Annotated in this window: 24 protein-coding genes, 3 tRNA genes and 2 pseudogenes; 14 read left to right on the top strand and 15 right to left on the bottom strand. The window is 68.4% G+C overall.

Annotated features, from left to right (window positions below):
• Positions 1–61 precede the first annotated feature (61 nt).
• Together ACM6LR_RS04160 and ACM6LR_RS04155 are read right to left on the bottom strand one after the other, a co-directional pair.
• Entirely contained in the window at positions 62–721 is a 660-nt protein-coding gene (locus tag ACM6LR_RS04160; RefSeq protein ID WP_414943169.1) for a response regulator, read from the bottom strand.
• Positions 718–1,977, bottom strand: coding sequence for a sensor histidine kinase (locus ACM6LR_RS04155; protein ID WP_414943168.1), 1,260 nt, complete (start codon positions 1,975–1,977; stop codon positions 718–720). The genes ACM6LR_RS04160 and ACM6LR_RS04155 overlap by 4 nt, the downstream gene beginning before the upstream one ends.
• 319 nt (positions 1,978–2,296) lie before the next feature.
• Here ACM6LR_RS04155 and ACM6LR_RS04150 point away from each other — a divergent pair, with 319 nt between their 5' ends.
• The 7 genes and pseudogenes from ACM6LR_RS04150 to ACM6LR_RS04120 all read left to right on the top strand — a co-directional run bounded on the left by ACM6LR_RS04150 (position 2,297) and on the right by ACM6LR_RS04120 (position 8,823).
• Positions 2,297–3,169: a diacylglycerol kinase family protein gene (locus ACM6LR_RS04150; RefSeq protein ID WP_414936176.1), complete on the top strand. Its 873-nt coding sequence runs from the start codon at positions 2,297–2,299 to the stop codon at positions 3,167–3,169.
• A gap of 72 nt (positions 3,170–3,241) precedes the next feature.
• A pseudogene (locus ACM6LR_RS04145) lies at positions 3,242–4,400 on the top strand (GAF domain-containing protein).
• 67 nt (positions 4,401–4,467) lie between these two features.
• Entirely contained in the window at positions 4,468–4,590 is a 123-nt protein-coding gene (locus tag ACM6LR_RS04140; protein ID WP_414936175.1) for a hypothetical protein, read from the top strand.
• 8 nt (positions 4,591–4,598) lie between these two features.
• Positions 4,599–5,726, top strand: a complete 1,128-nt coding sequence (locus ACM6LR_RS04135; RefSeq protein ID WP_414936174.1) for a sensor histidine kinase — start codon at positions 4,599–4,601, stop codon at positions 5,724–5,726.
• On the top strand, positions 5,723–6,361 hold the full coding sequence (locus ACM6LR_RS04130; protein ID WP_414936173.1) for a response regulator: 639 nt from the start codon (positions 5,723–5,725) through the stop codon (positions 6,359–6,361). Before ACM6LR_RS04135 ends, ACM6LR_RS04130 begins: the two co-directional genes overlap by 4 nt.
• A 105-nt stretch (positions 6,362–6,466) precedes the next feature.
• Positions 6,467–7,858 carry a hypothetical protein gene (locus tag ACM6LR_RS04125; protein WP_414943167.1) on the top strand — a complete coding sequence of 464 codons (1,392 nt, stop codon included), beginning with the start codon at positions 6,467–6,469 and terminating at the stop codon, positions 7,856–7,858.
• The gene (locus ACM6LR_RS04120) at positions 7,858–8,823 is read left to right on the top strand and encodes a glutamate ABC transporter substrate-binding protein (protein ID WP_414936171.1); all 966 of its coding nucleotides are present in this window, start codon (positions 7,858–7,860) and stop codon (positions 8,821–8,823) included. Before ACM6LR_RS04125 ends, ACM6LR_RS04120 begins: the two co-directional genes overlap by 1 nt.
• Positions 8,824–8,865: 42 nt before the next feature.
• On the opposite strand, the gene ACM6LR_RS04115 is transcribed toward ACM6LR_RS04120, so the two are convergent.
• The 4 genes from ACM6LR_RS04115 to ACM6LR_RS04100 form a co-directional block, all read right to left on the bottom strand.
• Complete coding sequence (locus tag ACM6LR_RS04115; protein WP_414943166.1) at positions 8,866–10,371, bottom strand: hypothetical protein; 1,506 nt, start codon at positions 10,369–10,371, stop codon at positions 8,866–8,868.
• A 20-nt stretch (positions 10,372–10,391) separates the two neighbouring features.
• Positions 10,392–10,943: a DUF3558 family protein gene (locus ACM6LR_RS04110; protein WP_414943165.1), complete on the bottom strand. Its 552-nt coding sequence runs from the start codon at positions 10,941–10,943 to the stop codon at positions 10,392–10,394.
• Position 10,944: 1 nt separating this feature from the next.
• Positions 10,945–11,373 (bottom strand): hypothetical protein, encoded by a 429-nt coding sequence (locus tag ACM6LR_RS04105; RefSeq protein ID WP_414943164.1) that lies wholly within the window; start codon positions 11,371–11,373, stop codon positions 10,945–10,947.
• A 94-nt stretch (positions 11,374–11,467) separates the two neighbouring features.
• On the bottom strand, positions 11,468–12,220 hold the full coding sequence (locus ACM6LR_RS04100) for an ESX secretion-associated protein EspG (RefSeq protein ID WP_414943163.1): 753 nt from the start codon (positions 12,218–12,220) through the stop codon (positions 11,468–11,470).
• Positions 12,221–12,374: 154 nt separating this feature from the next.
• Between ACM6LR_RS04100 and ACM6LR_RS04095 the strand changes: the two genes are divergently transcribed.
• Positions 12,375–15,044 (top strand): tetratricopeptide repeat protein, encoded by a 2,670-nt coding sequence (locus tag ACM6LR_RS04095; RefSeq protein ID WP_414936166.1) that lies wholly within the window; start codon positions 12,375–12,377, stop codon positions 15,042–15,044.
• 67 nt (positions 15,045–15,111) lie between these two features.
• On the opposite strand, the gene ACM6LR_RS04090 is transcribed toward ACM6LR_RS04095, so the two are convergent.
• The 6 genes from ACM6LR_RS04090 to ACM6LR_RS04065 all read right to left on the bottom strand — a co-directional run bounded on the left by ACM6LR_RS04090 (position 15,112) and on the right by ACM6LR_RS04065 (position 20,047).
• A complete protein-coding gene (locus tag ACM6LR_RS04090; protein WP_414936165.1) occupies positions 15,112–15,696 on the bottom strand; it encodes a PaaI family thioesterase in 585 nt (194 codons plus the stop codon).
• 9 nt (positions 15,697–15,705) lie between these two features.
• Positions 15,706–17,121: an MFS transporter gene (locus tag ACM6LR_RS04085; RefSeq protein WP_414936164.1), complete on the bottom strand. Its 1,416-nt coding sequence runs from the start codon at positions 17,119–17,121 to the stop codon at positions 15,706–15,708.
• Between the two features lie 213 nt (positions 17,122–17,334).
• On the bottom strand, positions 17,335–17,793 hold the full coding sequence (locus ACM6LR_RS04080; RefSeq protein ID WP_414936163.1) for a hypothetical protein: 459 nt from the start codon (positions 17,791–17,793) through the stop codon (positions 17,335–17,337).
• A 4-nt stretch (positions 17,794–17,797) separates the two neighbouring features.
• Positions 17,798–18,355 carry a SigE family RNA polymerase sigma factor gene (locus tag ACM6LR_RS04075; protein WP_414936162.1) on the bottom strand — a complete coding sequence of 186 codons (558 nt, stop codon included), beginning with the start codon at positions 18,353–18,355 and terminating at the stop codon, positions 17,798–17,800.
• Positions 18,356–18,706, bottom strand: a complete 351-nt coding sequence (locus ACM6LR_RS04070; RefSeq protein ID WP_414936161.1) for a hypothetical protein — start codon at positions 18,704–18,706, stop codon at positions 18,356–18,358.
• Positions 18,707–18,838: 132 nt separating this feature from the next.
• Entirely contained in the window at positions 18,839–20,047 is a 1,209-nt protein-coding gene (locus tag ACM6LR_RS04065; RefSeq protein WP_414943162.1) for a L,D-transpeptidase, read from the bottom strand.
• Between the two features lie 455 nt (positions 20,048–20,502).
• Between ACM6LR_RS04065 and ACM6LR_RS04060 the strand changes: the two genes are divergently transcribed.
• Complete coding sequence (locus ACM6LR_RS04060; RefSeq protein ID WP_003097368.1) at positions 20,503–20,706, top strand: cold-shock protein; 204 nt, start codon at positions 20,503–20,505, stop codon at positions 20,704–20,706.
• A gap of 121 nt (positions 20,707–20,827) precedes the next feature.
• Here the strand turns inward: ACM6LR_RS04060 and ACM6LR_RS04055 are convergent, their stop codons facing one another.
• Entirely contained in the window at positions 20,828–21,247 is a 420-nt protein-coding gene (locus tag ACM6LR_RS04055; RefSeq protein WP_414936159.1) for a hypothetical protein, read from the bottom strand.
• 548 nt (positions 21,248–21,795) lie between these two features.
• Between ACM6LR_RS04055 and ACM6LR_RS04050 the strand changes: the two genes are divergently transcribed.
• The 5 genes from ACM6LR_RS04050 (at position 21,796) to ACM6LR_RS04030 (ending at position 23,385) form a co-directional block, all read left to right on the top strand.
• The gene (locus ACM6LR_RS04050; protein ID WP_414936158.1) at positions 21,796–22,053 is read left to right on the top strand and encodes a hypothetical protein; all 258 of its coding nucleotides are present in this window, start codon (positions 21,796–21,798) and stop codon (positions 22,051–22,053) included.
• A gap of 127 nt (positions 22,054–22,180) precedes the next feature.
• Positions 22,181–22,960, top strand: a complete 780-nt coding sequence (locus ACM6LR_RS04045; RefSeq protein ID WP_414936157.1) for an SCO6745 family protein — start codon at positions 22,181–22,183, stop codon at positions 22,958–22,960.
• Positions 22,961–23,105: 145 nt separating this feature from the next.
• Positions 23,106–23,178 (top strand) — tRNA-Glu (locus ACM6LR_RS04040).
• 28 nt (positions 23,179–23,206) lie between these two features.
• Positions 23,207–23,280: transfer RNA gene (locus tag ACM6LR_RS04035), tRNA-Asp, on the top strand.
• Between the two features lie 31 nt (positions 23,281–23,311).
• Positions 23,312–23,385 (top strand) — tRNA-Phe (locus ACM6LR_RS04030).
• Between the two features lie 480 nt (positions 23,386–23,865).
• Here ACM6LR_RS04030 and ACM6LR_RS04025 read toward each other — a convergent pair.
• Positions 23,866–24,213 carry a tyrosine-protein phosphatase gene (locus tag ACM6LR_RS04025; RefSeq protein WP_414943161.1) on the bottom strand — a complete coding sequence of 116 codons (348 nt, stop codon included), beginning with the start codon at positions 24,211–24,213 and terminating at the stop codon, positions 23,866–23,868.
• A 182-nt stretch (positions 24,214–24,395) separates the two neighbouring features.
• Positions 24,396–24,578, bottom strand: a pseudogene (locus tag ACM6LR_RS04020) (tyrosine-protein phosphatase); the annotation flags it as partial.
• Between the last annotated feature and the right edge of the window lie 231 nt (positions 24,579–24,809).

Here is a 24,809-nt window from a genome sequence, read left to right as displayed (position 1 = left end):
AGCTGGGCCGCCATCCCCTCGGGGAGGCGGCCCTGCTGCTTTTCCGGGGTCTTTCAAGGCCTCAAGGCGAGACCAATCCGGTCTCGTAGGCCAGCACGATCGCCTGCGCCCGGTCCCGTAATCCGAGTTTCGCCAGTATCCGGCCGACGTACGTCTTCACGGTCTGCGCCGAAAGCACCAGATCCGCCGCGATCTCCGGATTGGACCGTCCTTTCGCTATCAACCGCAGCACTTCCCGCTCGCGTTCGGTGAGCACGTCGAACCGCGCCGGGGACGGCCGCGGAACCGGCGTACTGGCCACGAAGTTCGCGATGAGCCGCTTCGTGACCGCGGGGGAGAGCAGCGCGTCACCGGCGGCGATCACGCCGATCGCGGTGATCAGCTCGGCCGACGGCGCGTCCTTCACCAGGAACCCGCTCGCGCCCGCCCGCAGCGCTTCGTAGACGTAGTCGTCCAAATGGAACGTCGTCAGGACGAGCACCTTCGGCTTCTCGCCGTCGCCTTCGAGCAGGCGCCGGGTCGTTTCGAGACCGTCCATCTCCGGCATCCTGATGTCCATCAGGACGACGTCCGGCGGCGTGGGCAAGGCGGAGATGCTTGCCAGCGCCTCCATCCCGTCACCCGCTTGGCCTACCACGGCCAACCCCGGCTGCGCGTTCAGCAGGGCGGCGAAGCTTTCCCGCACCATGGCCTGGTCGTCGACGATGAAGACGGTCGTCACACGCCACTCTCCCCCGGGAGTTCGAGCGTGACGGCCACGCGGAAACCGCCGTCCGCCCGCGGTCCGGTCTCGTACGAGCCGCCGATCAGCGTAACGCGTTCGGCGATCCCGGCAAGGCCGGTGCCGTCCCCCGCACCAGGCGCGGCAGGCCGCGTGGGCGGCCCGTTTTCGACGAGGATCGTGAGCCCGTCCGGTTCCCGCCGCACCTCGACGTCCACAGTGGACCCCGGGCTGTGCCGTGCCGCGTTGCTCAACGCCTCCTGCAGGATCCGGTACGCGGCCAACGCGATCATCGCGGGAACGCCGTCCCCGCCGGAGATCTCCGCCCGGATCTCGATCCCGGAGGCCCGGCAGCCGTCGATCAGCGACGGTACCTCCGCGAGTCCTGGCTGTGGTTCGTGTTCCGGTTCGGCGTCGGCGTCCCGCAGCACGCCGACGAGCCGTCGCGCCTCGTCGAGCGCTTCCCTCGCCGCGACCCCGAGCGCGCGGAATTCCTCCGCCGCGGCCTCCGACACATCGGGGACGCGGTAGCGCGCGCTGTCGGTCCGCAGCGCGATCAGGGAGAGGTGATGGCCGATGATGTCGTGCAGTTCCCTGGCGACCAGCGCGCGTTCCTGCAACGCGGCCCGTTTCGACCGCTCCTCCACGGTCGTGCGCTCGGCCGCGTCGGCCTGCTCCAGCGCGCGGCGGCGTTGTTGCATCCCGTATCCCGCCACGATGGTCACGGTCACCACGATCAACGACCACACCAGGCTCTTCGTGCCCGCACGTGGTAGCTGGACGACGCCGACCGCGGTGGCGAGCATCACCGCGACGATCGAGATCCCCCGGCCCTGCCCGGGTTTCGTGCGGGCGAGCGTCATCGCGAGCACCGGCAGATACGGCAGGACGTGGACCTGCAACGGCCAGTCCGACAGTGTCCGGCCGAACGGCTGGTAGTCCGCGGGGAAGAGGGTGGCGATCATCGCGCCGACCATCCCCGCCGCCGCCACCCGGACGGCGGTCAGCGGGAACGGGACGGCCAGCAGCGGCGGCGTGATCTGCAGGAGCAGCAGGAAGAAGACCAGCGGCAGACTGCTGCCGCCGAGGTAGCGCGCCCACGAACTGTAGGTCAAGCCCAGCAACACGGCGAGCGCGGAGCCGAAGAGAACCGTCTTGACCCAGACCGGCCCGCGCCACCAGGCCGACGGCGGTTCGAGATCGGCCTCGCGCCCGGTGAGGAGCGCCCACCCCAAGGAACCGCCGTTCGAAGCCATGTCCCGACGCTAACGACGCCGCGGGCCGGGCACATCCCCTCGCGGGGGACACCCGAGGTCCCCCACGGGGTGACGGGGACTGCTCCGCCAGGCGGGACGCATGCGCTGGTGGTCTTCGTGGGGACGTTCCTGGTCGACGCCCGCGCGGTGAGCGGGCAGGCCGAACGGATCCTGCCGGTCGTGCTTGTCCGCCGGACGGCGTTCGACCGAAGATCGGGCACCTCGGCCCCTAGCCTGGCGATGCAACCTCGTGCAACTCTTTCTTTCGTGGCCCTGAAGTCGTTTCCTTGTAGGGACTTGGCGCGGCAGCGGAGGACATGTGGGCGAAGCGGTTGCGGGGATCGTGGCGAACCCCGCTTCGGAGCGTGACATCCAGAGCCTGCGTTCGGCACTCCGGGTGGCCGGGGTCGGCCGGGTGATGGTGTGGACCGAGGCGGGGAAGATCATCGGCACCGTCCGCCGGATGGTGGACGCGGGGGCGAGCGTGCTCATCTGCCTGGGTGGTGACGGCCTGATGCGGGCCGCGGCGGCAGCCTGTGGCGACGTCCCGCTGCTCATGCTGCCGACCGGGAGCACCGACGAGCCCACCGTCGCCGGGCTCGCCGCCGGGCTGCTGGCCACCCATCAGGTGGACACGGACCTGGTCACGAACCGCGCGACCGTGCTCGAGGTCGTCACGAAGGCGCGCCGCGAGATCGCGCTGACCGACGTCAGCGTGTCGGCCGAAAGCCGCTGGGATCCCGCGTCACTGACCGAGCTGTACTGCACGTTCGCCGTACCGGACGGAATCGGCCTGTCGAGTATCCCCGGCAGGCTCTGCCCCAGCCCGAAGTCCACTGTGGACGGTGTCGCGCTTTCACTCGGGCCGGTCGAGGAGACGCCGTACATCGTGCAGGCGCCGATCGCGCCCGGCGAGGTACGGGCGGTGGGCGTCCGGGGCTGGAGCGTGCTGCACCCAGGGGTCCGGGTCGACCTCGCCGCCGCGGGCGGCTCCATCGCGCTCGACGGCGAACCGCACTTCGTACTGAGACGAGGAGAGAGCGCTTTCGTCGAGCTGAAGTCCGATGGCCCGTGGTGCGTCGACGTCCGCGCCGTGATGGCCGAGGCGACCAGGAAAGGCCTGCTCCTGGGGCGGAAACCGCAGGGGGCTTTTCCGGCGTCCCACCTGGTGGAAGCGCCCTTCACCGGGTAAACCCAGCCCAGGTCACAGAGACCTTCCGAACGCCGGGTCACCCGGGCACACTGGCCGAAACGGACCGGAGGGGTGGGCCAGGTGCAGCTGGAGGCGGCGTTGCCGGTCGGCGCGGACCCGCGGCGGCACGCGCGCGCGCTCGCCGAAGTGCACGAAGCCGCCCTCGCCGGTCGCGCGCTCCCGGGTCACCCGCGCGCGGTCATCGCCGCGTCCTGGCGGCGCATGCGCGAACTCGGCCTCGACCCGGATCGTGGCGCCCCGGCCCCCGTGCTCGTCCCGGAGCAGCTGGAAGCCCGCCGTCGCGAGAGCGGTCTCGCCGCCGTCCTGCCCGCCCTGCGCGGAGGCCTGATCAGCCTCGCCGAGCAGGCCGCGCACATCATGGCCGTCGTCGACGCCGAAGGCCGCGTCCTCTGGCGCGACGGCAGTACCGCGGTCCGCCGCCGCGCGGACGGGCTCGGGTTCGTCGAAGGCGTCGACTGGCACGAGACCTCCGCCGGTACCAACGCCATCGGTACGGCGCTGGTCACCCGACATCCGGTGCAGGTCTACTCCGCCGAACACTACGTCCGTAACCAGCACGACTGGACCTGTGCCGCCGCGCCACTGCACGATCCGAGGGACGGCAGGCTGCTCGGCGTCGTAGACCTCTCCGGCCCGGCCTCGACCGTGCACCCGACAACACTGGCACTGGTCGACGCGGTCGCGAAACTCGCCGAGGCGCAGCTGCGCACCACACACCTCTCCGAGCTGGAACGGCTGCGCGGCCTCGCCTCGCCCCTGCTCGCCAAGGTGAAGGGCCGGGCGGTGATCACCGATCCGCACGGCTGGATCGCGGCGTCGGCAGGCCTCGTCCCGGTCGGCCGGATCGCGCTGCCCAACGACGCGACCGCGGGCCGGACCTGGCTGCCCACCTACGGAAACTGCCTGCTGGAGCCGCTGCCCGGCGGGGACCTGGTCGCATCGGCTGAGCCCGCGGCACGCGGAGATGCTGTACGTCCTCGCGCGCCATCGGGAGGGAAGGTCGGCGTCGGAACTGTCGCTCGACCTCTTCGGCGACGCCGCCCGCACCGTCACCGTTCGCGCGGAGATGTCCCGGATGAGGCGGCATTTCGGCGGCATCCTGCTGGGCAGGCCGTATCGGTTCGCCGACGACGTCGAGGTCGTCGTCGAACGGCCCGCCGACGGTGGCGAGGTCCTCCCGTACTCCCTCGCGCCCGCCGTCCGCGACTGAACCTCCACCCCCGGCTCAACCCGGCGATGGTCCCGTCCCACCCCTCGGCGTGCCTAACGTCCGTGTCATGGGAAAAATGAACGCGAAAGGCCTGATGGCGCTGGTAGTGATAGGTGTCGTCGTCCTGCTGGGGTTCCTTGCCTACCGGCTGATCCTGGTGGAGATGATCACGCGGCTGAGTGATCGCTGAGGGGGGAAATGGGGAGGCGGGAACGGCCGCTGCTGCCGGACACGATCGCGCCGAGCTGGCTGGTCGTCCAGCTGCTCGGCACGGCGGCGGTCGCGGTGGTGCTGCTGACCGCGAGCGAGTCCAGTGCGTGGATCTGGGCGGCGTACGCCGTCTGCGGCGCCTGCTGGCTGGGCTTCGTGGCGACCTCCCCACGCTTCCCCAGGGTGGCGACCCTCCTGCTCGCGGTGGCGAGTGCCGCGCCGTCGATCGCGCTCGGCTGGGCGGAGGACTCCTCCGCCATCGTGCTCGCGGTGGTCACGGTCAGCCGGTTCGCCACCCTGACCGAGCCGTCGGTGGCCGCCATTCTGGGGGTGGTGGGGTTCGACGTGAGCCTCGCGGCGGTCACCGGCCTGGTCGCGGGCGCGTCCGCGCCGCTGGTGTTCGGCAACGTCGGCGTGCTGCTCGTGCTGATGCTGCTGGGGCTGAACCGGCGGCAGTACGAGGTACAGGCGGCGCAGGCGGCCGCGCTGCTGGAGCAGACCAGGCTGGCGCAGAGCGAACACGCGCGGGCCGCCGCGCTCGACGAGCGCACCCGGATCGCCAGGGAGATCCACGACGTCCTCGCGCATTCGCTCGGGGCGTTGGGGATCCACCTGGAGGTCGCCGAGGCCCTGCTGGCCGAGAAGTCCGATGTGGACGGTGCACTCGGCAGGGTGCGGCTGTCCCGCCGTCTGGCCGCGGACGGGCTGTCCGAGGCGCGTGACGCGGTCGCGGCCCTCCGCAGCGACGTCCCGTCGCTGGCCGAAGCCGTGCGGCTGCTGGTGGACGCGCACCACGACGAGGTGTCCTTCGAGGTCGAGGGGGAGCAGCGGCCACTGCCGTCCGCCGCGGTGGTGTCGCTGGCGGGGGTCACGCGGGAGGCGTTGACCAACGCGGCCAAGCACGCCACCGGCCGGCCAGTGGCGCTCCGGCTGCTCTTCACACCGGAGGAGGTCTGCTTGCGGGTGCGCAACGAACTCGGCGACGCCATCCGGACGGAGGACAGCGGCGGGTTCGGTCTCACCGGGATGAGGGAGCGGCTCGCGCTCGCCGGTGGCACGCTGACCGCGGGCCCGGACGACGGGCGCTGGACGGTGGAGGCGGTGGTGCGGTCGTGATCCGGGTGGTCGTCGTCGATGACCAGCAGGTCATGCGCGAAGGGCTCGTCGCGTTGCTGGGCCTGATCGACGGGGTCGAGGTCGCCGGTTCCGCGGGAGACGGGCGGCAGGCACTCGACCTGCTCCGCGGGACCGCCGCCGACGTCGTGCTGATGGACCTGCGCATGCCCGTCCTGGACGGGGTGGCCGCGACCAAGCTGCTCAAACGGGATCACCCGGAGGTCGCGGTCGTGGTACTGACGACGTACGCGGACGACGCCTCGATCGCCGACGCGTTGCGCGCCGGAGCCCGCGGCTACCTGACCAAGGACGCCGGCCGCGCCGAGATCGGGGCGGCCGTCCGCTCCGCCGCCAACGGACAGGCGATCTTCGCCGCCGAAGTCTCCGACAGACTCGTCGCCGCACTCGACGCGAGAACGGTGAGCAGGGCCAAGACCGAGTTCCCGGACGGGCTCACCGCCCGCGAAACCGAAGTGCTCGGCCTCATCGCCCGCGGGCTGTCCAACCCGGAAATCGCCGCCGAACTGTTCATCGGCGAGGCCACCGTGAAAAGCCACATCAACCACGCCTTCGCCAAGATCGGTGTGCGCAATCGTGCGGAGGCCGTGCGCTACGGCCTGGAAAAAGGGCTCTGACGCGGTCAGGAGATCACGTGCCGATGACACCCGCCGGTGTCACTGGCTGCGCTGATCCCGACTCGGATACCTTCTTTGCGGTAGAGCCAATGGGGAGGATCGGCGATGACGAGCACTGTGACCCGGCCGGGGCCGCCGGGGAACCCCGCCGCCCCCGCGCCCGAGGGCCGCAGCGGGATCGCCGGCCTGCTCGAACTGCCGGGGAACGGGGTCCGCGCGATCGTCCGGTCCGCGGCGACCACGCCGGGAAGACTGTCGGTCATCGCGATCGGTCTCGTCCTGCTGTCGCTGGTCGCGGGCCTGTTCGGCACGCTGGCCGCGCAGGACAAGAAAGACACGATCAACGGCCTGATCGACCACCGGGAACCGCTGGCCGCCGCCGCGCAGCAGGTCTACCGCGCGCTTTCGGACGCCGACGCGACCGCGGCCAGTTCGTTTCTCTCGATCGGCACCGAGCCGCTCCCGATGCGCGAGCGGTACGAACGTGACGTCGCGGAGGCCGGTGCGGCGCTGGCGAAGGCGGCGTCGGACTCTTCCGGGATCGGCGCGGCCGCCGAGCAGATCAACACCCTCGGCCGCGAGATCCCCGTCTACACAGGACTGGTCGAGACCGCGCGCACCTACAACCGACAGGGCTATCCCGTCGGTGCCTCATATCTGCGTGAGGCTTCGGAGCTGATGCGGGCGAAAATTCTTCCCGCCGCACAGGAGCTGTACCGCGTCGACACCGACCGGCTCGCCGCCGAACAGGACGACGTGACCGAATTCCCTTGGCTGGCAACGGCTTTGTTACTCGCTCTGCTCGCCGCGCTGATCGTCACGCAGGTGCACCTGACGCGGAAGACCAACCGGCTGCTGAACGTCGGCCTCGTCGTCGCGTCCGTGTCGGTGGTGGTCGCCCTGCTGTGGGGCGCGGTGGCGCTGATCGTGCAGAGCAGCCTCGTCGGCGCTGGTGAAGAAGACGGCTCGCACCAGGTGGACGTCCTGGTGCGCGCCCGGATCGCGGCACTGCAGGCGCGAGCCGACGAGACGCTGACCCTCGTCGCGCGCGGCGACGGCGCGGCGTACGAAAAGGACTTCGGCGATCTCGCCGCGCAACTCGGCGGGCCCGACGGCCAGGGCGGCCTGCTGGGTGAGGCCCGTGGCCTCGCGGAGGGCGGCGGGGCCGCCGGCAAGGTGGACGAGGCGATCCAGGCCGCGTCGGCGTGGTTCAAGGCGCACGCCGAAGTGCGGCGCCAAGACGACGACGGCAGCTATCAGGACGCCGTCGACACGGCGATCCACGACGACAAGACCGGCGGCGCGGCAGGGGCGTTCCTGCGGCTCGACAACAGCCTGGTGGCCGCGATCAACGTGGGACGGCAGGAATTCCTGGACGACACCCGTGGCGCCGATCGCGCGCTGACCCTGCTCGCGCCGGGGATCGCGGTACTGGCACTGATCGCGGCGGCGGGGGCCGCGTTGGGAATCCGTGAACGGCTGAGGGAGTACCGGTGATGCGGAACGGTCTGCGAGGGGCCGTGCTCGGCGCCGTCTTGGTGCTGGCGACGGCCTGTGGGAGCGCGGGGGCGCCGGTCGACCCGGCCCCGGTGGGCGACGTCGCCCCACCACAGCCCGCGAACGTCGGCGGCGCCGACAACACCGGCAGTGGCGGAACGACCGACACGAGCTGCAACCCGTTGGCCAGCCTGAGGCCGACCAACGGCACGTCGATCACCAGCGGCTCGACGATGGCGAAGATCAAGGAGAAGGGCAAACTGATCGCCGGCGTCGACCAGACGACGTTCCTGTTCGGCTTCCGCAATCCGACGTCGGGTCAGCTCGAAGGCTTCGACATCGACATGGTCAACGAGATCGCGAAGGCGATATTCGGCAGCGCGGAAGGCCGTGTGCAGTTCCGGGCGATCCCGTCGAAACTGCGGGAAGAAGTGCTCGAAAAGAAGCAGGTCGACATCGTGGTCCGGACCTACAGCATCACCTGCGGCCGGCTGAAGAAGGTCAACTTCTCGACGGCGTACTACCAGGCGGGGCAACGGATCCTGGTCGAATCCGGCTCGAAGGTCGCCCAGCTCTCGGATCTCGCCGGGCGGCGGGTGTGCGCGACCAAGACGTCGACTTCGCTGTTGAAGATCGCGGCGGATCCCTCGAAGCCGGTGCCGGTCTCGGTGGACAACTGGTCGGACTGCCTGGTGATGCTGCAGCAGAAGCAGGTCGAGGCCGTGTCGACGGACGACGTCATCCTCGCCGGGATGCTCGCGCAGGACCCGACGCTGAAGATCGTGGGGGACCGGTTCACCGAGGAGAACTACGGAATCGGTGTCCCGAAGGAGAACGAGGACATGGTGCGGTACGTGAACGCCGTGCTGGACACCGTGCGCGGTGGCGCGTGGCAGGCGAGCTACGCGAAGTGGATCGGGAACAAGCTCGAAGGCGGAACGCCGCCTCAGCCCCAGTACAGGTGAGAAGGAGCCGTTCGGGATCGCTCCCGAACGGCCCGCCCCGGTTCAGGGGGACTTCTCGCCGATCACCGGCGGCACCGGCTTCATTTCGCCTTCGTAGCCGCCGAACAAGACGTCGGCGTCTTCTTCCTGCAGGTAGTCCGGGGCCTTCTTTTCCTTGTCCTCTTCCTTCTGCCCTCTGCCGCCAGGGCCACCGCCGCCCATCGCACCCGGACCGCCGCTCTTGCCGGCCGCGGCCGCGCCACCGCGGGTGATGCGCTCCTCAGGCAGCTTGCCCGACCCGGACCCGCCGCCACCCTTGCCCGCAAGCTTCTCGGCCTCACCGGCCGAAACCTTGCCGCCCGCGAGCCGCTCGGCGACGTTGCCCGACCCGCCGTTACGACCGAACCCGCCGCTTCCCCCGCCGGTCAACCGGCTGGCCGCACTGCCACCCGGCCCGCCCGGCGTCCGCCCGGGCTTGCCGCGATACCGCTCGCTGCCCAGCCGCCCGAGACCGGTGGGTCCCGGGCCGTTCATGGCCGCCAGCCCCGGATTCGGCCCGGGCCGGAACGACCCCGGCGGCCCGCCGAGCGACTGTCCCGGCCCCGAGACCCCGGTGTGCCCGCCGCCCGTGGTGATCCCCGGACCAGGTCCTGCACCAGGCCCGGGCCCAGGCCCCGGTCCACCCGAGTAGCCTGGCCCCGGCGCCCCCGGCCCGGACCCGGGACCACTACCGGGCCCGCCGCCGAACCCCTTGACGTCGCTGCCCCCGGAGAACCCGGACGCCGTCGTCGAATCGCCCATTTCCGGCGGCGAGGCGAAGGTGGGCTGCTGGGAATTGACGTCGAAAAGAGACTGGTCGTAGGTGTGCATGACCTGCGCGGCCTGCTGGTGCGCCTGGAACGACTGCTCCTGCTTGGCCGAGATGTTGCCGACCGTCTCCACCGCGCCCCCGAAGTTCCCCGACGCGAACTGCTGCAGGGCGTTCTTGTACTCGGCGTTGCGATCGAAGGGAACCTCTTCGGGCATGGAGTTCTTCGCGGTGGTCGCCGCGGCCGCCGACTGGGAGAACCGGTTGGACGCGAGATACGCGCCGTCGCCCGCGGTATCGGCCCACTTGCTGACATGGGAAAAGAAGTCGGTGACCGCTCGCGCGCCGTCTCCCCGCCAGTGATCGCCCTCTTTGCCGATCGCGGCCTTGACGGCGCTGCTGAAAGTGTTCAGGGAGTTGCCCTGGTTGTTCCAGAGCTCACCCTTTTCATCGATGTCGCGGGGGTCGAGGTCCTGCGTGACCATGTTCTTCAGCTCACCGTGCGGGACCGCTTCGTAGCGCTGTTCCGAAGGATTGAGGCCGGTGCGGAACTGCTGCCCCTGAGTGAGCGCTGCGGCCTGCTCGCCGGAGTACTGACCCGCCTTCGCCTCCGCGGTCAGCTTCGCGGTCAGGGGGTTCCCGCCGGGGCCGGCATTGGCCTCGTTGTAGGTGTCGGAGTAGCGCTTGGCCTCGTAATCGCGGTTCGCCTTACCCGACACCGAGAACGTGCTGTTGAAGTCGTCTTGCCCGACGTTGACCATGGTCCCTCCCCGTTCCGTCGTCAGTTGCCTCTCGGCAGTTTCGGTTCAGCGGCTGTTGCGATTTCCCTGGACAGAGCGCAGGCTTCTGCGTTCGTTCCCTCGTTGAGGGAGGTCGATGCCGTCATCCGGGCATTAGGGGTGACGGCGATGGCCACCGTGCAGGCTTCTGTCCCGGAGTCTCCTGGAATTTCCACGGCCTCACGGTCGCCGACCTTTGTCGGAATCTTGGTTCCTTGGCCTGGGGACAGTTGATCGATCCCGGCCTCGGGCACGAGGTAGATGCTCACGGAGGCGTACCGACGTTTCTGTGCGGCACATCCGTTGTCGCTCTCGGCTGTCTCGACAACTGGTGGATCGAAGCCTTTTGGTGTCGTGGTCGGCGCAAGAAGGTCGCAGGCTTTCAGATCGCCGAATATGTTCTCGGGACCATTTCCTTGCGAAGAGGACGGAGGAGGCGTCGGGCTCGTCACCGGCGTGGCATTGCCGGGCTCTTCCGATGAACAAGCGGAGACCGTGAGCGCCATGGCAGGCAGCAGCGCGGCGAAAACCCGAAACCTTGTTTTGGTGGTCATGTCAGTGGTCTGTCAGTCCTGTCGCAGTGATTTTCAGCTGGTCAGCGTTGTTCGAATCTTGTTTTCGGTATCGAACCTTGGCTAGATCGATGGCTTCCTTGGCGCGGTTGAGCACATCTTGAAGCGCATCCAATTGTTTCTTGGCGGAAAGTTCGTCGCCGTCTGCTACCAACGTCGCGTGATGGCCGACCTGTTGGGCAAACTGGCCAGTGCCCAGTTTCGGTTTCTCGGCGAGGCGGTTGAAGTGTCGTTGGTTGTTCGTCCAGTCATCGATGTAGTCGTCGATCGCGGTCTTCAGTGCCTCGCCAGCCTCTTCGCTGACCTTGAAGTCCCCGTCCTTCGCGGCCTTCACCATGGCGTCGGCCCGCGCCGAGAAATCGCCCAGCATCTCCGAGAAGTTGCCCGGCGGTCCGCCGGTGCCGTCAGTCATGGTCTCTCCCCTGTACCAAGTCCCGGTTACTCGTAGCGCTCGTCAGATCACGATATCAGCGGAAGAGGTCCGAAAGGCCGCCTCCCGGTGGGAATCACGCGCTGCCGACGCGGGCGGCTTCGACCAGGTCGTGAATCCATCGTGCCAGGTGAGAGCCGTTCGTCGGGGTGAACGTGCGCCGGACTTCGCCGTCGGGGAAGCGGTCGGTGGTGAGCATGAAGCGGCCCTGGACGCTGTCGAACCATTGGACGCTCTTCTGCTGGGGCTTACCCCGGTCGTCGCGCAAAGTGATGCTGACCGTGCCGAGTCGCGCGAGCGGGTGCTCGAAGAACTGGCTCGCCGCGCCCAAGCGGAGGTTGGCGGGGTCCTTGTCGAAGGGATCGTCCGGCCGCTTGGACGGGGGAAGCGTGTTGGACGTCATCACCCGTCCGGGGAAAGGCTGCAGCGACGGCAAGTTACCGAGGAGGGCGGCGACAACCTGTTCGGGGTAAACCGGCTCGAAGAGGATGTCGAAGCCGCGTTGCTGACTGATGACGCCAAGGTGGCGGTTCCAGCAGCCTCGATAGAGGTATTCGGCGTTTTGCTCGACTTCGTGCGCCTCCAGGGTGACGACGAAGTCCCCCGTTGCCCAAAGCCGGAGTGTCTCTTCGTAGTCGCGCAGGAGTTCGCGGCCGCGTGCGAAGCCTCGGTCGGCCAGGTCGGTCCAGACTTCCTCGCAGTGCCGCTCGCGTTCGGTGATGGTGGTGCCGACGGTCGGGATTTCGAAAGGCACCACGAATCTGCCGAGCCCGAGTTCTTCGAGTACGACGTCGAGCTGGGTCATCGACATCGAAAATGACGCAGGCACCGCTAAGACTCCCCCTCCATTACAGCCTCCCCCTCATCACCTGCCGAATCGGTTCTCTCTCGCACCGTAGCGGGTTCGGCCCGGTGCGGGCACGACCTGCCTGGTCACCCCTAGACTGGGTCCGACTTCATCGCGGGGATTTCGGGAGGTACCAGTGTCGGAGGAGCCGCGCCGTCCTCGGCACGCAGCGCCGGATGACACCAGACCGGATCAGGAGGCGGAGTCCGCCTCCTGGACGCCACCGGCGCCGGTCCGCTGGGAGACACCCGAACCGTCCATTTCCGGCAGGCTCGATCTCACCGATTCGCCGAAGCCGAAGCCGAAGCCACAACCGCAGCCGGAGACGGACGCCGAGCGCACGATCCTCCACGCGCCGGTTCAGCGCCACCAGACTCCTCCGCGCGGCCAGCAGCGCCCGATCCCCGGTGCCGAGGACCCGACCCGCCCGCCGGGCGAGATGGCCCCCGTCAGTCCGCAGACCCAGGTCGTCCGTCCCGCGTGGCAGGCACCGGCCGACGCGCCCCAGCCGACCAGCGTGCTCTCCTCGCCCGCTCCGGAGACGCAGAGCATCATGCCGCCGGCGCCGCGCGTCGACCCAGGGCCCGGGCAGCTGCCGGACCCTGGCACGGAAAGCGTCCTCCCCGAACGTTCCAGCGAAAGCAGGGGAACCGGGACCGGCACGGGCAGCCGGGGGACCGGCACCGGAACGGGGTCGTTTCCCGGCACCGCACGCCGGACGTCGTCTCGCACCTCTCGCCGCGGCCGTCTCGGCGCCGGGCTCGTCGACGTCCCGCAGGTGCCGTACCGCGATCCGGCGTCCGCCGTCCTCGACAACCCGATGGTGTCGGAGGAGAAACGCTTCTGCGGCAACTGCAGCGCCAAGGTAGGCCGCGGCGAGGACGGCGAACCCGGTTCGCCCGAGGGCAGCTGTGAGAAGTGCGGGAACCCGTTCTCCTTCGTCCCGAAGCTGCGGCCGAACGAGATCGTCGGCGGCCAGTACGAGGTGCTCGGCGCGCTCGCGTACGGCGGGCTCGGCTGGATCTATCTCGCGCAGGACCACAACGTCAGCGACCGCTGGGTCGTGCTCAAGGGCCTGATCGACACCGGCGACGCCACCGCGATGGCGGCCGCCGCCAACGAGCAGCGATTCCTCGCCGAGGTCGAGCACCCGAACATCGTCAAGATCCACAACTTCGTGCAGCATCCGGACGGCGACACCGGCAACTCCGTGGGCTACATCGTCATGGAGTACGTCGGCGGCCAGTCGTTGCGGCAGCTCGCGCTCGCGCACCACCGCGAAACGAAGCGACCGGAGCCGCTGCCGATCGGCCAGGTGATCGCCTACGGGCTCGAGATCCTGCCCGCCATGGGCTACCTGCACAGCCAGAACCTGCTGTACTGCGACCTCAAGCCCGACAACGTCATCCAGACGCACGAACAGCTCAAGTTGATCGACCTCGGCGCGGTCCGCCGCATCGACGACTACGAGAGCCCGCTGTTCTTCACCACCGGCTACAGCGCGCCCGAATTGGCGACTCACGGCGCTTCGGTGGCGTCGGACCTCTACACCGTCGGCCGTACGCTCGCCGTCCTCAGTTTCGAGTTCTCCGGCTACACCAGCAAGTTCAAGGCGACCCTGCCCGGCCCGGACGTCGTCCCGCTGTTCGCGCTCTTCGGTTCGTACTACCGATTCCTGAGGCGCGCGACGCACACCGACCCGGACCGCCGGTTCATCGCGGCCGAGGAGATGGGCGACCAGCTGACCGGTGTGCTCCGCGAGATCATGGCGCTGGGCACCGGGAAACCGCGCCCGGGCGCTTCGACCGTCTTCGGTCCGGAGACCCGCACGTTCGGCGTCGACCTGGTCGTTCCGGAGCACGGCGGGAGCGTGCCGCTGCCGGATCCGGGCGAGGTGGTGTCGGGCCTGCCGATCCCGCAGGTCGACACGGACGACCCGGCGGCGGGCATGCTCGCCTCGACGGTCGCGCTCGATCCCGGTGGCGCGATCGAGTCGCTGGCCGGTGCGCCGCGTGAGTCGATCGAGGTCCGGTTGCGGATCGTCCGGGCCCGGATCGAGCTCGGCGAACTGGTCGAGGCACAGCGGCAGCTGCAGGCCGGGCAGTACCTCGCGATCAAGGCCGGATTCCCGCACGACTGGCGGATCGACTGGTACCGCGGCCTGATCGAGCTCGCGGGCGGCCGGTCCCGCGTCGCGCAAGTCGCGTTCGAAGCGGTGTACGACGACCTTCCCGGCGAGATCGCGCCGAAGCTGGCGTTGGCCGTCAGCGCGGAGGGTGTCGGGGACTACTTCGGCGCCGCGCGCTACTACGAGCTGGTGTGGCGAACGGACCGGTCGTACGTCAGCGCCGCCTTCGGGCTCGCTCGCGTGTACCTCGCGCAGGGCGCCCGGGCCAGCGCGATCGAGGTGCTGGAGGCCGTCCCGGCGTCGTCCACGCACCACGTCGCCGCGCAGGTGGCCGCGATCAAGATCAAGACCAGGATTAACGGCGGCGGCAAGGACCCGGTGCTGGTGTCGGAGCGGGATCTCGTCGACGCTTCGACGCGGCTCGAGCGTCTGCAGCTCGACGCCGAACGCCGCACGCGTTTGTCGGCGGAGGTGCTCGAAGCGGCGTACGGCTGGCTCAACGCGCAGAACCGGCCGACGCCGGGCGCGAAGGTGCTGGGCTGTGCCCTGGACGAACGGGACCTGCGCTTCGGGCTCGAGCGCTGCTACCGGACGCTGGCCCGCCTCGCCGGTACCGTCGACCAGCGTGTCGAACTCGTCGACAAGGCCAACGCGATCCGGCCCCGCACCCTCACCTGACCCCGCGTTTCGTCCTCTGGTTGCGGTAGTTCGGCCTACGAACTACCGCAACCAGAGGACGAATTGCTCAGGGGTTGATGTCCCACTCGCGTTCGCGCTTGGCCTTCTCGTGCGCGGCGGCGAGCTTCTGCAGGGCCTGGGGGTCCCCGTGGTTGCTGAAGTGCTCGAACTCGACCTGCACGAACAACGCCCGCGCGCGCACCGCGGCAGGGCCGTCCTCGGCGTCGAGCCGTCCGACGGCGCTCACGTAGATCTTCCGGCCCGCGACGCCGTCCAGCTTCGCGGCGATGTGCAGGGTCGAGCCGACCGGAACCGGCCGGAGGAAGTCCGTCTCCAGCTTCCCGGTGACGGCGGGACGACGCAGCAGGTTGCCGACGGTCGCGCCAAGCGCCTCGTCGAACGCGCAGGCCAGCAGGCCGCCGTGAGCGAGGCCGGGCGCACCCTGGTGGGCGGAGGTGACGGTGAACTTCGAGTACACCGTCGTCCCTTCGCCCACCGTCGACTGCAGATGGAGCCCTGCCTCGATCTCGTCACCGCACCCGAAGCACTCACCGAAGTGGATGCCCAGATGGCTGCCCGGCTGTGGGGCTTTCGGGTGGACGGTCGCCGGTTCGACTTCGACCGGCGGCCACGGCTGCGAGATACGGCTCATGGACAGACGTTAACTCGCCGGTAGCTCCGAGGCGCCGTCGGGAGTGGTCGTTTCCGGCTTGCGGCGCCGCGCGACCCGCGAGTTCACGATGCCGCGCAGCGACACGCCTGCCGTCTCCGGCAGCAGCAGGATCGGGATGGCCGCGATCGCCGCCGCGCCCATCAGGTAGTACGCGGGCCACAGGTTGTCGCCGGTCTTGTTCACCAGAGTGCCGATGACGTACGACGCCGTGCCACCGAACAACGCGGTGGAAACGCTGTAGCCGATGGAGAAACCGCCGTAGCGTTCCTGTGTCGGGAACATCGCCGGCAGCGTCGCCGCCAGCACGGCGAGGATCAGCACCAGCGGCACCGCGATCAGCACCAGGCCGAGCATGAGCTGCCCGGCGTTCCGATCGTCGGCGGCCGCGCCCATCAGCGAGAACGCCGGGATCGGCAGCACCAGGAAACTCGCGCAACTCGCGATCAGGATGGGTTTTCGCCCGATCCGGTCGGACAGGATGCCCACCGGAACGATCAGGATCAGCATCAACGCGATGGTCGCCAGAATGATCAACAACGGCGTGTGCCCGCCGAAACCGACCACGTCCTTGAGATAGGTCTCCAGGTACGTGATCACGATGTAGTCGGCCACGTTCAGCATCACCACGATGCCGATCAGGTGCAGGATCGAGGTCCAGTGCTTCTTGAACAACGCCTTCAGCGGCGACTTCTCAACCTGCTGCTTCTTCTCGATCTCCTGGAACAGCGGAGTGTCTTCCAGCTTGTTCCGCAGGTAGAGACCGACGATGCCGAGCGGCCCGGCGATCAGGAACGGCAGACGCCAGCCCCATTCGCGCATGGCGTCGTCGCCGAGGACCACGGTGAAGATCGTGACGAAGCCCGCGCCCATCGCGAACCCGACGAGGGTGCCGAACTCCAGCCAGCTGCCCCAGAAACCCCGGCGCCGGGCGGGGGCGTACTCGGCGATGAACGTCGCCGCACCACCGTATTCACCGCCCGCCGAGAAGCCTTGGATGGTACGCAACAGAATCAGGAGCACCGCCGCGGCGGGTCCGATCGTGGCGTAGGACGGCAGCAGCCCGATGACGAACGTCGAACCGGACATCAGGATGATCGTCAGCGCGAGCACCTTCTGGCGCCCGATCTTGTCCCCCAGCGGACCGAACACGAAGCTGCCGAACGGCCGCACGATGAACGTGATCGCGAGGACCGCGAACGTCGCCAGCGCGCCCTCTGAAGTGCTTGAAGCGTTGAAGAAGACCTGCCCAAGGATGGCAGGCATGAAGCCGAAGACACCGAAGTCGTACCACTCGATGCAGTTACCCATCGCCGCTCCGGCGACGGCCTTTCTGATCTGCTCAGGTGGGGCCTCCGCCGGTTCCCCTTTTTCCTGATGCGCCGCACTCAGCGCCTCTTCGGCCATGGGTTTGACCTCCCGACCCACCCGTTTACTTACCCATCGTCGACGGTTTGTTCCCTCGACCGCAGGTGTTCAAACGTAGCGATTCAGCGATTTTCGAGCGATCGCGTGAGTGTCGTACCCCCAAAAAGGTGACGCGCCACCAGCTGAAACCGATGTCAGCGAATTTCCGATTACGTCGGGTAATACCTCGGAAATCGGGCGTTCCGGACGGCGTCAACGGGTCGTCGTGCCTGCCGTCGGTGGTTCGATCGGCTCCTTCGTCGGGCTGGGAACGTGAGGCGAACCGACCGTCGTCGTCCGGCCCGGCTGCGAGGTCCGAGGCGTCGAGCGTGTCTGGCCCGGCTTCGGGACCGTCCCCTGAACGGGCGGGTCCGGAGCAGCCTCCGGCGGGGTGGTCGCCTCGGAAGGCGTCGGCGAGACCGGTGCCGGGGAGATGGTCGACAGGCCGGGCCCGGCGGGCCGCACCGGCGCGGATCCCTCACCGCCGCGACCGCCGACGGCGATCGCGCCGAGCACGATCACCGCGGCCGTCGCCAGCGAACTCCCCGCCACGGCCAGCCGCTTGCGTCGTCGCCGGATCCGGCCACCCTGCTCGATGATGTCCGCCGCCCGGATGCCCAGCGGCGGACCACCCTCGCCGTGCGAAAGCACGCTCTTGATGTCCTCGTCCATCTCCTCACCTCCCATCGCCGTGCGCTCCACTCAAGGCCAGTTCGCTGAAATGCGGTCCGAGCCGCTTGCGCAGGGTCGCCAGACCCCGCGCGCCCTGACTCTTCACGTTGCCGGTGCTGCAGCCCAGCGCCGCGGCCGTCTCCTCGACGCTGAGATCTTCGAAATAGCGCAGCACCAGCACGGCCCGCTGCTTCGGGGCGATGCCGGACAGGGCGTGCCTGACCAGCATCTCCTGTTCCTTACCGCTCGTTTCACCCGGGACTTCGGGGAGGGTGTCGGTGAGCTTCTCCCGTTTGCGCCAGACGCGCCGGTGCTCGGAGAGGAACGTCCGCAGCACGATCTTGCGCGCGTAGCCGTCGAGCGCGTCGTGCCGGGAGAGTCTCGGCCAGGCCAGGTACAGCTTCAGCAGCGCGGCCTGGGCGATGTCCTCGGCCTGGTGCCAGTCCCCGCACAGGAGGTACGCGGTGGCACGCAGGCTGTGCGCGCGCTCATCGAAGTACCGGGCGAACTCGCCGTCCCACGGCGAGCCCGTCCCGGTCTTCGACGAGCGGCTCAACGACACCTAGCTACCGGCTCCTTCGACGATGGCGGGGAGGTTCAGGTCCCCGGTCGGCCCGGCGGGGACGGCCTTCGGGACACGGTGCTCGCCCGGAGCGACGACCGACGGGGTCTCCTGGGCGGGCCGCGGGGCGGTGGTGGCGCGGGTCGGGTCCGCCGGCTTCGCCGTCGTGGGCGCCTGAGTCGGCTGCGGCGGCTGGTTCGGCGCCTGCGTCGACGTCGGCGACGGGGCACTCTGGTCGGCCGACGCCAGCGAGGTGCCGAAGAACGCGGCGCCGCCGGCCAGCAGCAGGGCTCCGACGGAAAGTGCGATACGAGTACGCAAGGGTGTCTCCTCGATCCGGGCGCCGCTCATTGGCCGCGGCGCCTTCCGTCGTTAGACATGCGTCCCGCCCGTCCTGGGGTTGCATCGACTTTCCCCGGGATTTCAAACACGAACGGCCGGAGACCAAAGAGGTCTCCGGCCGCCCGGCTTCGCGGAAGTACGTCAGCTCCCCAAAGCGGACAGCTTCGTCCACTCGTCCCAGGAATAGGTCCAGTCGCTGTAGTCGCGCGCCCGGTTGATCTTCACCGTGCTGCCCTCGATCTCGACGGGATCGCCGACGAGCGTGCCCGCCATGTACTCCTTGGCGTTCGCCGGCGCGAGGTTCACGCAGCCGTGGGAGATGTTCTTCTTGCCCTGTGCCCAGATCGAGGGCCCGTAGCCGTGGATGAACTCGCCGTTGGTCGAGAACCGCACCGCGGACGGCACGACGATGTTCTCGTAGTCGTAGCGCTCGTTGGTCATCGAGTACGTGTCGTGCTTGGACATCACCACGTGCGTGCCGCTCGGGGTGACCCGGCCCTGGTCGGCGTCGAGGCCGTAGCTGGCCGGGTAGTCCGCGATCTGCCGGCCGTCGCGGATCACCAGGAGCCGGTGGGTCTGGGTGTTGCCCTTGACGACCTGAGAGCGCCCGATCGTGAAGCTCGCCGAGCGGTCTTCCTTGCCGTACACGCCTTCGCCGATCTTGACGCCGTAAATCTTGGCGTTGAACTTCACGGTGGTGCCGGGCTGCCAGTAGGCCTTCGGCCGCCAGTGCACCGAGGTGTCGTCGTGGACCCAGGCCCAGGAGCCCTCGGTCTTCGGCGTGGTCTCGACGGAGAGCGTCTTCTCGACCGAGGGCTTGTCGGTGACCTTGCTCGGGAAGGTCAGCGTGATCGGCATGGCGACGCCGTAGGTCTGCCCGTCGAAGACGTTGATGTTCGCGCCCACCTGCTTGCGCGGTTTGACCGTGGTGAAGACGCCGCCGACCTCGACGGGCTTGCCGTCGGTGCCGGTGGCCTTGCCGGACCACGTGTAGGTCTTGCCGTAGCCGAGCTGTTCGGTGGTGGCCCAGCTCTTCTTGTCCTCGGTCGGCTGTCCCGCGACCTGTTTGCCCTCCGGGTTGGTCAGCACGATCTGGTCGAGCGTGCCGTCGCCGACGCTGACCTTGATCGGCTGGCCCGGCGCGACGTCTTGGGCACCCGCCGCGGGTTCGTAAGTCAACTTGGCGGGCGCGGGCGCCCGTCCGCCGGTCTCGCTGCTGATCGGGCCGCCGCCGTCGGGCCCGCTGGCCGACACGGTCGGCTCGCTGCTGCACGCCCCCAGCGTCAGAACGGCCACCAGCCCCAGTGCCGCGATCGCCGCGCGGCGGCGGGCGGTTTCAGTGAACCTCAAAGCTTCCCCTTTGCTCCCCTTGTACACCGATCATGACGTTCGGACCGCCCTCGAAGTTGACCGCACGGAGAGTGATGCGAGTCACAATCGGGTGGATCATAGTTCACGATCGGGGCATGGCCGACTTCGGTCCGTGTCCGGCGTTGACCTCAGGTCGGTGCGCGGCGACAGGGTAGTGAAAGGGTCCGACAGAAGAAGGAGCGCTATACGACGTTCCGGTGACCTTGGTACTTGGGGGTGCTTGGAGTCCCATCACGGGCTTCAAATATGGCCAGATCCCGGTACTCTGCAATCAGGCCGTCGTTTTGCGTGTTCGTGGCTTCACACTCGCGGAACTTCTGACGCGAGCCATGAGCCGGTGACGCGCTCTTCGCTCGACTCGTTGGAACCGCCCGGGACGGTCTGGGTGTCACTTCGGTGGCACTCGAAGCGGATGTGCAACGAGGAGTACAGCGGTGGCGCAAGGCACTGTGAAGTGGTTCAACGCGGAGAAGGGCTTCGGCTTCATCGCGCAGGATGGCGGCGAGGGCGACGTCTTCGTTCACTACTCGGAGATCGAGGGCCGCGGTTTCCGCACTCTCGAGGAGAATCAGCGAGTGGAGTTCGAGGTCGGTCAGGGACAGAAGGGCCCGCAGGCCCAAAAGGTCCGCGCGATCTGAGTCCGCCTTTCGGCGTTGCTCAGACTGAACAGAAAAGCCCCCGGCATTTTCTCGCCGGGGGCTTTTCCATGGCTTTGAAAGCTTCTTCGGGTGTGCTGTTTCCGTTCCGAGTTCGACGGGATCAGCGGGGGACGGGCTGCTCGAACGCGTCGGCGTCGAAGCGGAATTCGTCGGTGTGGGCTTCTTCGTGGCGCCGCTGCTGGGCCGAGTTGGCCTGCGATTCCCACGAGAGGCGCTCGAGGATCCATTCCTGCGCCAGCGCCTGCGGCGACAGGCTGCGTTCCCGGGCGGCGTCCTTGAGCTGTTCCATGGCGATGAGGTTCATCCGCAGCTGGAACACCTGCGCTTCACCGAAGCGCTTGCCGGTGCCGGTGCTCTCCGGGTCGTTGTCGGGGGCGAGGGCACGAAGGTAGCTGGTGAGCTCCGTGTCTTCGACGACCGCTTCGGCCTCCTTGGTGGAGGAGTTGCGGTGACGACCGGGGTTGACCGGCTTGAGGTTCGTGCGGCTGCCGCTACGACGGCTCAGGGAAGGAAGGGGCACCAGGCCACGATAACGGTTCGGTCTCGGCAAACCAACCACAGTGAGCCACGACACACCCATTATTTCGTCTCAGATGGCCTAACACCCCAAGAGAACGACGCGCCCAGTGATCACAAACGCGATCATCAACTCGAACGAGAACGATTCACGCCACCCGAGATCGCTACTCACCCGGACCGAGTCCGGGGCCGCCAACCGCCACAGACCGGACCCTGGGGGCTTGGGGGGTGGCCCCCCAAAACACGGAGCGACCCCCGCGCCAGGGGGAGGAACGCGGGGGTCGGAGGGGATCTCCACAGGCGCTGACCGGGGGTGTGTCAGCAAAGCGATTGTCGCACGGTTTGCTGAGAAGGGCGAGTGGGCGCGGGCAGAATTCCGGTCGGGACGACACCTGTGGTTCCCCTGTGGTTCATGTGATGCCGGTGCACGCGTGATTGCTCTGCGTTGTGCGGAGCGTGGCGACAGGTTCACTCTCCGGGGGGCTGTGTGTCGCGGCCGGCTCTGGCTAGCCTCGCGGCCAAGCTGTTCGTTGGCCGTCTGGAGGAACCATGGGTGGGTCTGTGGAAGTTCGACAGTTCCTCCTTCGGTACGAAGGTGCCGATGGGGGAAGTTCGACAACGTTGGCGGGTGGCCTGCCGGCGCAGCGCACGGGTCAGGGGGATACCCAGCGGGTGTCCGACGACCAGGTGCGGCGTGCCCGGCTGGCGGTGGCCAACGGCGCGCTGGGTGTCGATGACTGTGTCCAGTTGCTGGACATGCTGGGGTTGACGTTGGACGAGGACGGGCGGGCGCCCGTCCAGCGCTGAGTTCGTTCGCGATGCCCGGTCGTGTGGTGTGTTCGCCACGTGGCCGGGCTTTCGTTTGTGCTTGACGAGGGGGCCGCCAGTTGTGTAACACTGTTATTATTCAACTGGCGGGAAGGCGGCAAGCGGCATGGGTGACGAAGAGGCGATCGCGACGGCGCGGGAGATCCGGGACACGGTGCAGGTCCTGGGTGGGAAGTTCATGACCTCTCCAGAGCTCGCCGAGGTCGAGGCCGAGGCGGGCCTGCCGCCGCGGACGCTGTACCTGCGAGGGCGTTCGGCGGTGCTGGGCGACCCGCCGCCGAAGGTCGTCGCGGAACTGTTCGGGATCTTCCCGCACTGGCTCTTCGAGTTCGCCCTGCCGCCCGCGATGGCGGCCCTCGACGCGGCCGCCGCGGTCCGTGCCTACTCGCGGTCATCGGCGCGGTGGGCGCGCGTCAACCTTTCGGGCACCGACGACCCCGGTCGCCTGGCCGATCTGCTCTTCCGTCTCGTGGACGCCGCGGACGCGAGTGGTCTCGCGTTGTTCGCCGGATGGCAACTCGCCGAACGGCCGGAGGACGACGTCGAGCGCCTGGCGTTCGCGCTCATGGTCTTCCGCGAGTTCCGCGGCGGTGTCCACTTCGCCGCCCTGCGCGCGGTGGGCTTGACGGTGCCCGAGGCCGTCGTCTCGGATCCGGAAGGTGGACGTGGGCGCCTCCTGCGCACCGCGTGGCCCGAGGAGGCCGCCGACGAACTGATCGCCAGGGCGGAGGCGAAGGGCGATCTGCGGCAGCGGTGGCGGCACGCCGAGCACCTGACCGACCAGCGTGTGGCCGAACTTCTCGCCGTCACCCTTTCGGATGTCGACCGGGAGGAGCTTCGGCGACGGCTCGGCGCCCTGCGGGACGCCTCGGCCCTGATATCCTGAAGTCACCGCGTTCTCGCAGGTCCCAGCCCCGCGAACAACTAGGGGACCCCCTGTGCGGGAGCTGAAACGAGCGTGTCCTATAGTTATGTTCGCTCCCGGGGACACCGGAGAGCGCGGGTCGGTCGGTTCGCCGAAACCGAACCGGGCTCCCATCGTCCAGCGGCCTAGGACTCCGCCCTTTCAAGGCGGCAACGCGGGTTCGAATCCCGTTGGGAGTACGCAGTACAGTTACAAAGCAGCATGCAAGGCCCTGTGGCGCAGTTGGTTAGCGCGTCGCCCTGTCACGGCGAAGGTCGCGGGTTCGAGTCCCGTCAGGGTCGCAAGATCGTTCGGCTCCAGGCCGGCGTTCCCGGCCAGGTAGCTCAGTTGGTACGAGCGTCCGCCTGAAAAGCGGAAGGTCGCCGGTTCGACCCCGGCCCTGGCCACCGCTCTTGAAACCGTCTTGACCCAGGTCAAGGCGGTTTTTCCATGCCTGCGGCCGATCTTGAGTCTGTCCACTGTTGACCGTGGTTGCCCTCCTTGGCCGCCGGTTGTTGCACGCGGGTTGCCCGGCAGGTCTGGGCCTGGTGTCGCTGGTCGAGGGCCGATGTTGCGTTCGTCGTGTGCCTGTTCGCCCCCGTTCCCCTCGTCCCTGCTGCTTCTAGCGCGGCGGCGGACCGGAGCGGCGCTGACCCGAGCAACCTGTCAGAGTGGGTTTTGGGTCGACCCGAGCGGCGTGCGTACAGAGCCTGGTGACCTACTTCGAGTTCCTCGAACTGCGCTACGAGGTCGAGCGCCCGATCGACGAGACGAACCGACCGCGGTGCGGGTTGGCGCGGAGCGCGCCGGAAGCCCGTCATGAGAATAAGCAGCCAGTCTCTCCCTCCAGTGACTGGCGCCGGGTTTTTCGTCGTTGGACCTGTTTCTCAGATAGTCAAGCGGGCGTGCAGGGCGGCGAGTTCGGTATCGGACAAGCCGTTCCCGAGCAGGAAGTCAGGCATCGTCAATGACGCGATCGTCGAGGTGAGCGATGCCTCGATGGTGGTGTTGCGGGCCGCAAGGTGCTCGGTCACAGCGGTGAGCTGGTCGCGGACACCGAGTTCGTCATACTGCTGCTTCAACCGGTCGTAGGTCAGCAGATAGTCGGCGATGATCTCGTCCGGCGCCGCTCCGGCCAGCGTGAGCAACACGAGGGCCAGCAGCCCGGTCCGGTCCTTGCCGCTGGCGCAGTGGAACACCACGCATCCCGGTGCGGCGTTGGCGATCGCCCGCACGGCGGTGACAGGCTCGTGACCACCGGCTCAGGGTGTTCCACGAGCATCGCCGGGTAGTACAGCGGCGAGGCCAAGTTGTCGATCTTTGTCCACTGCTCGTAGAACGGTGTGCCGATCGGATCCTGTGGGGCACGCACGGTCGCGATACCCGCCGGTCTCGGCGCGAGCTCCGGCTCGCGCTCGTCGGGATTGCGCAAATCGACCACCGTGCGGACCCCGTACGCCCAGGCGGCCGCCCACCCCGCCTCGCTCAACCGCGTCGGCGCCTCCATCCGGACCACCGCACGCGGTCTGGCTCGGCCCAGCCCGCCCAGGTCACGAACATTGACACACCCGTCCCAAGAAAGCTCTCTGCCACCGGTCACAGTCACAAGACGCGTGACCCCCACCCTGAGTTGCACCCCGATCGGCCTGCGGAACGGAAAGCCCGTGAGTTCCGCCGCGAGAACTTTCAGCGTGCCTGAACTCGCCGCCGAAGCCGGAGCAGATTTCGGAATAGGTCAAGATGTCCACAATGGACTCGACGGTCATCGGAGTGTTTCAGGCCGACAAGCCGTCGAAGCCGGGTGCGACGGTCGTCGTCCAGGCCAGGCGGG

This window comes from Amycolatopsis sp. cmx-11-32 (assembly GCF_047608695.1).
In the GTDB taxonomy this organism is placed as follows: domain Bacteria; phylum Actinomycetota; class Actinomycetes; order Mycobacteriales; family Pseudonocardiaceae; genus Amycolatopsis.
The sequence above is the reverse complement of the archived record's forward strand: the minus strand, read 5'-3'. Positions and strand labels throughout refer to the sequence as shown.

Bases quoted from the DNA above. Each gene is read 5' to 3' on its own strand.
- ACM6LR_RS04080 (WP_414936163.1), bottom strand. From the start codon at position 17,793: ATGGACGAGGACATCAAGAGCGTGCTTTCGCACGGCGAGGGTGGTCCG.
- ACM6LR_RS04115 (WP_414943166.1), bottom strand. From the start codon at position 10,371: ATGGTCAACGTCGGGCAAGACGACTTCAACAGCACGTTCTCGGTGTCG.
- ACM6LR_RS04085 (WP_414936164.1), bottom strand. From the start codon at position 17,121: ATGGCCGAAGAGGCGCTGAGTGCGGCGCATCAGGAAAAAGGGGAACCG.
- ACM6LR_RS04070 (WP_414936161.1), bottom strand. From the start codon at position 18,706: ATGAGCGGCGCCCGGATCGAGGAGACACCCTTGCGTACTCGTATCGCA.
- ACM6LR_RS04050 (WP_414936158.1), top strand. From the start codon at position 21,796: ATGGGTGGGTCTGTGGAAGTTCGACAGTTCCTCCTTCGGTACGAAGGT.
- ACM6LR_RS04120 (WP_414936171.1), top strand. From the start codon at position 7,858: ATGCGGAACGGTCTGCGAGGGGCCGTGCTCGGCGCCGTCTTGGTGCTG.
- ACM6LR_RS04090 (WP_414936165.1), bottom strand. From the start codon at position 15,696: ATGAGCCGTATCTCGCAGCCGTGGCCGCCGGTCGAAGTCGAACCGGCG.
- ACM6LR_RS04135 (WP_414936174.1), top strand. From the start codon at position 4,599: ATGGGGAGGCGGGAACGGCCGCTGCTGCCGGACACGATCGCGCCGAGC.
- ACM6LR_RS04125 (WP_414943167.1), top strand. From the start codon at position 6,467: ATGACGAGCACTGTGACCCGGCCGGGGCCGCCGGGGAACCCCGCCGCC.
- ACM6LR_RS04105 (WP_414943164.1), bottom strand. From the start codon at position 11,373: ATGACTGACGGCACCGGCGGACCGCCGGGCAACTTCTCGGAGATGCTG.
- ACM6LR_RS04155 (WP_414943168.1), bottom strand. From the start codon at position 1,977: ATGGCTTCGAACGGCGGTTCCTTGGGGTGGGCGCTCCTCACCGGGCGC.
- ACM6LR_RS04045 (WP_414936157.1), top strand. From the start codon at position 22,181: ATGGGTGACGAAGAGGCGATCGCGACGGCGCGGGAGATCCGGGACACG.
- ACM6LR_RS04140 (WP_414936175.1), top strand. From the start codon at position 4,468: ATGGGAAAAATGAACGCGAAAGGCCTGATGGCGCTGGTAGTGATAGGT.
- ACM6LR_RS04110 (WP_414943165.1), bottom strand. From the start codon at position 10,943: ATGACCACCAAAACAAGGTTTCGGGTTTTCGCCGCGCTGCTGCCTGCC.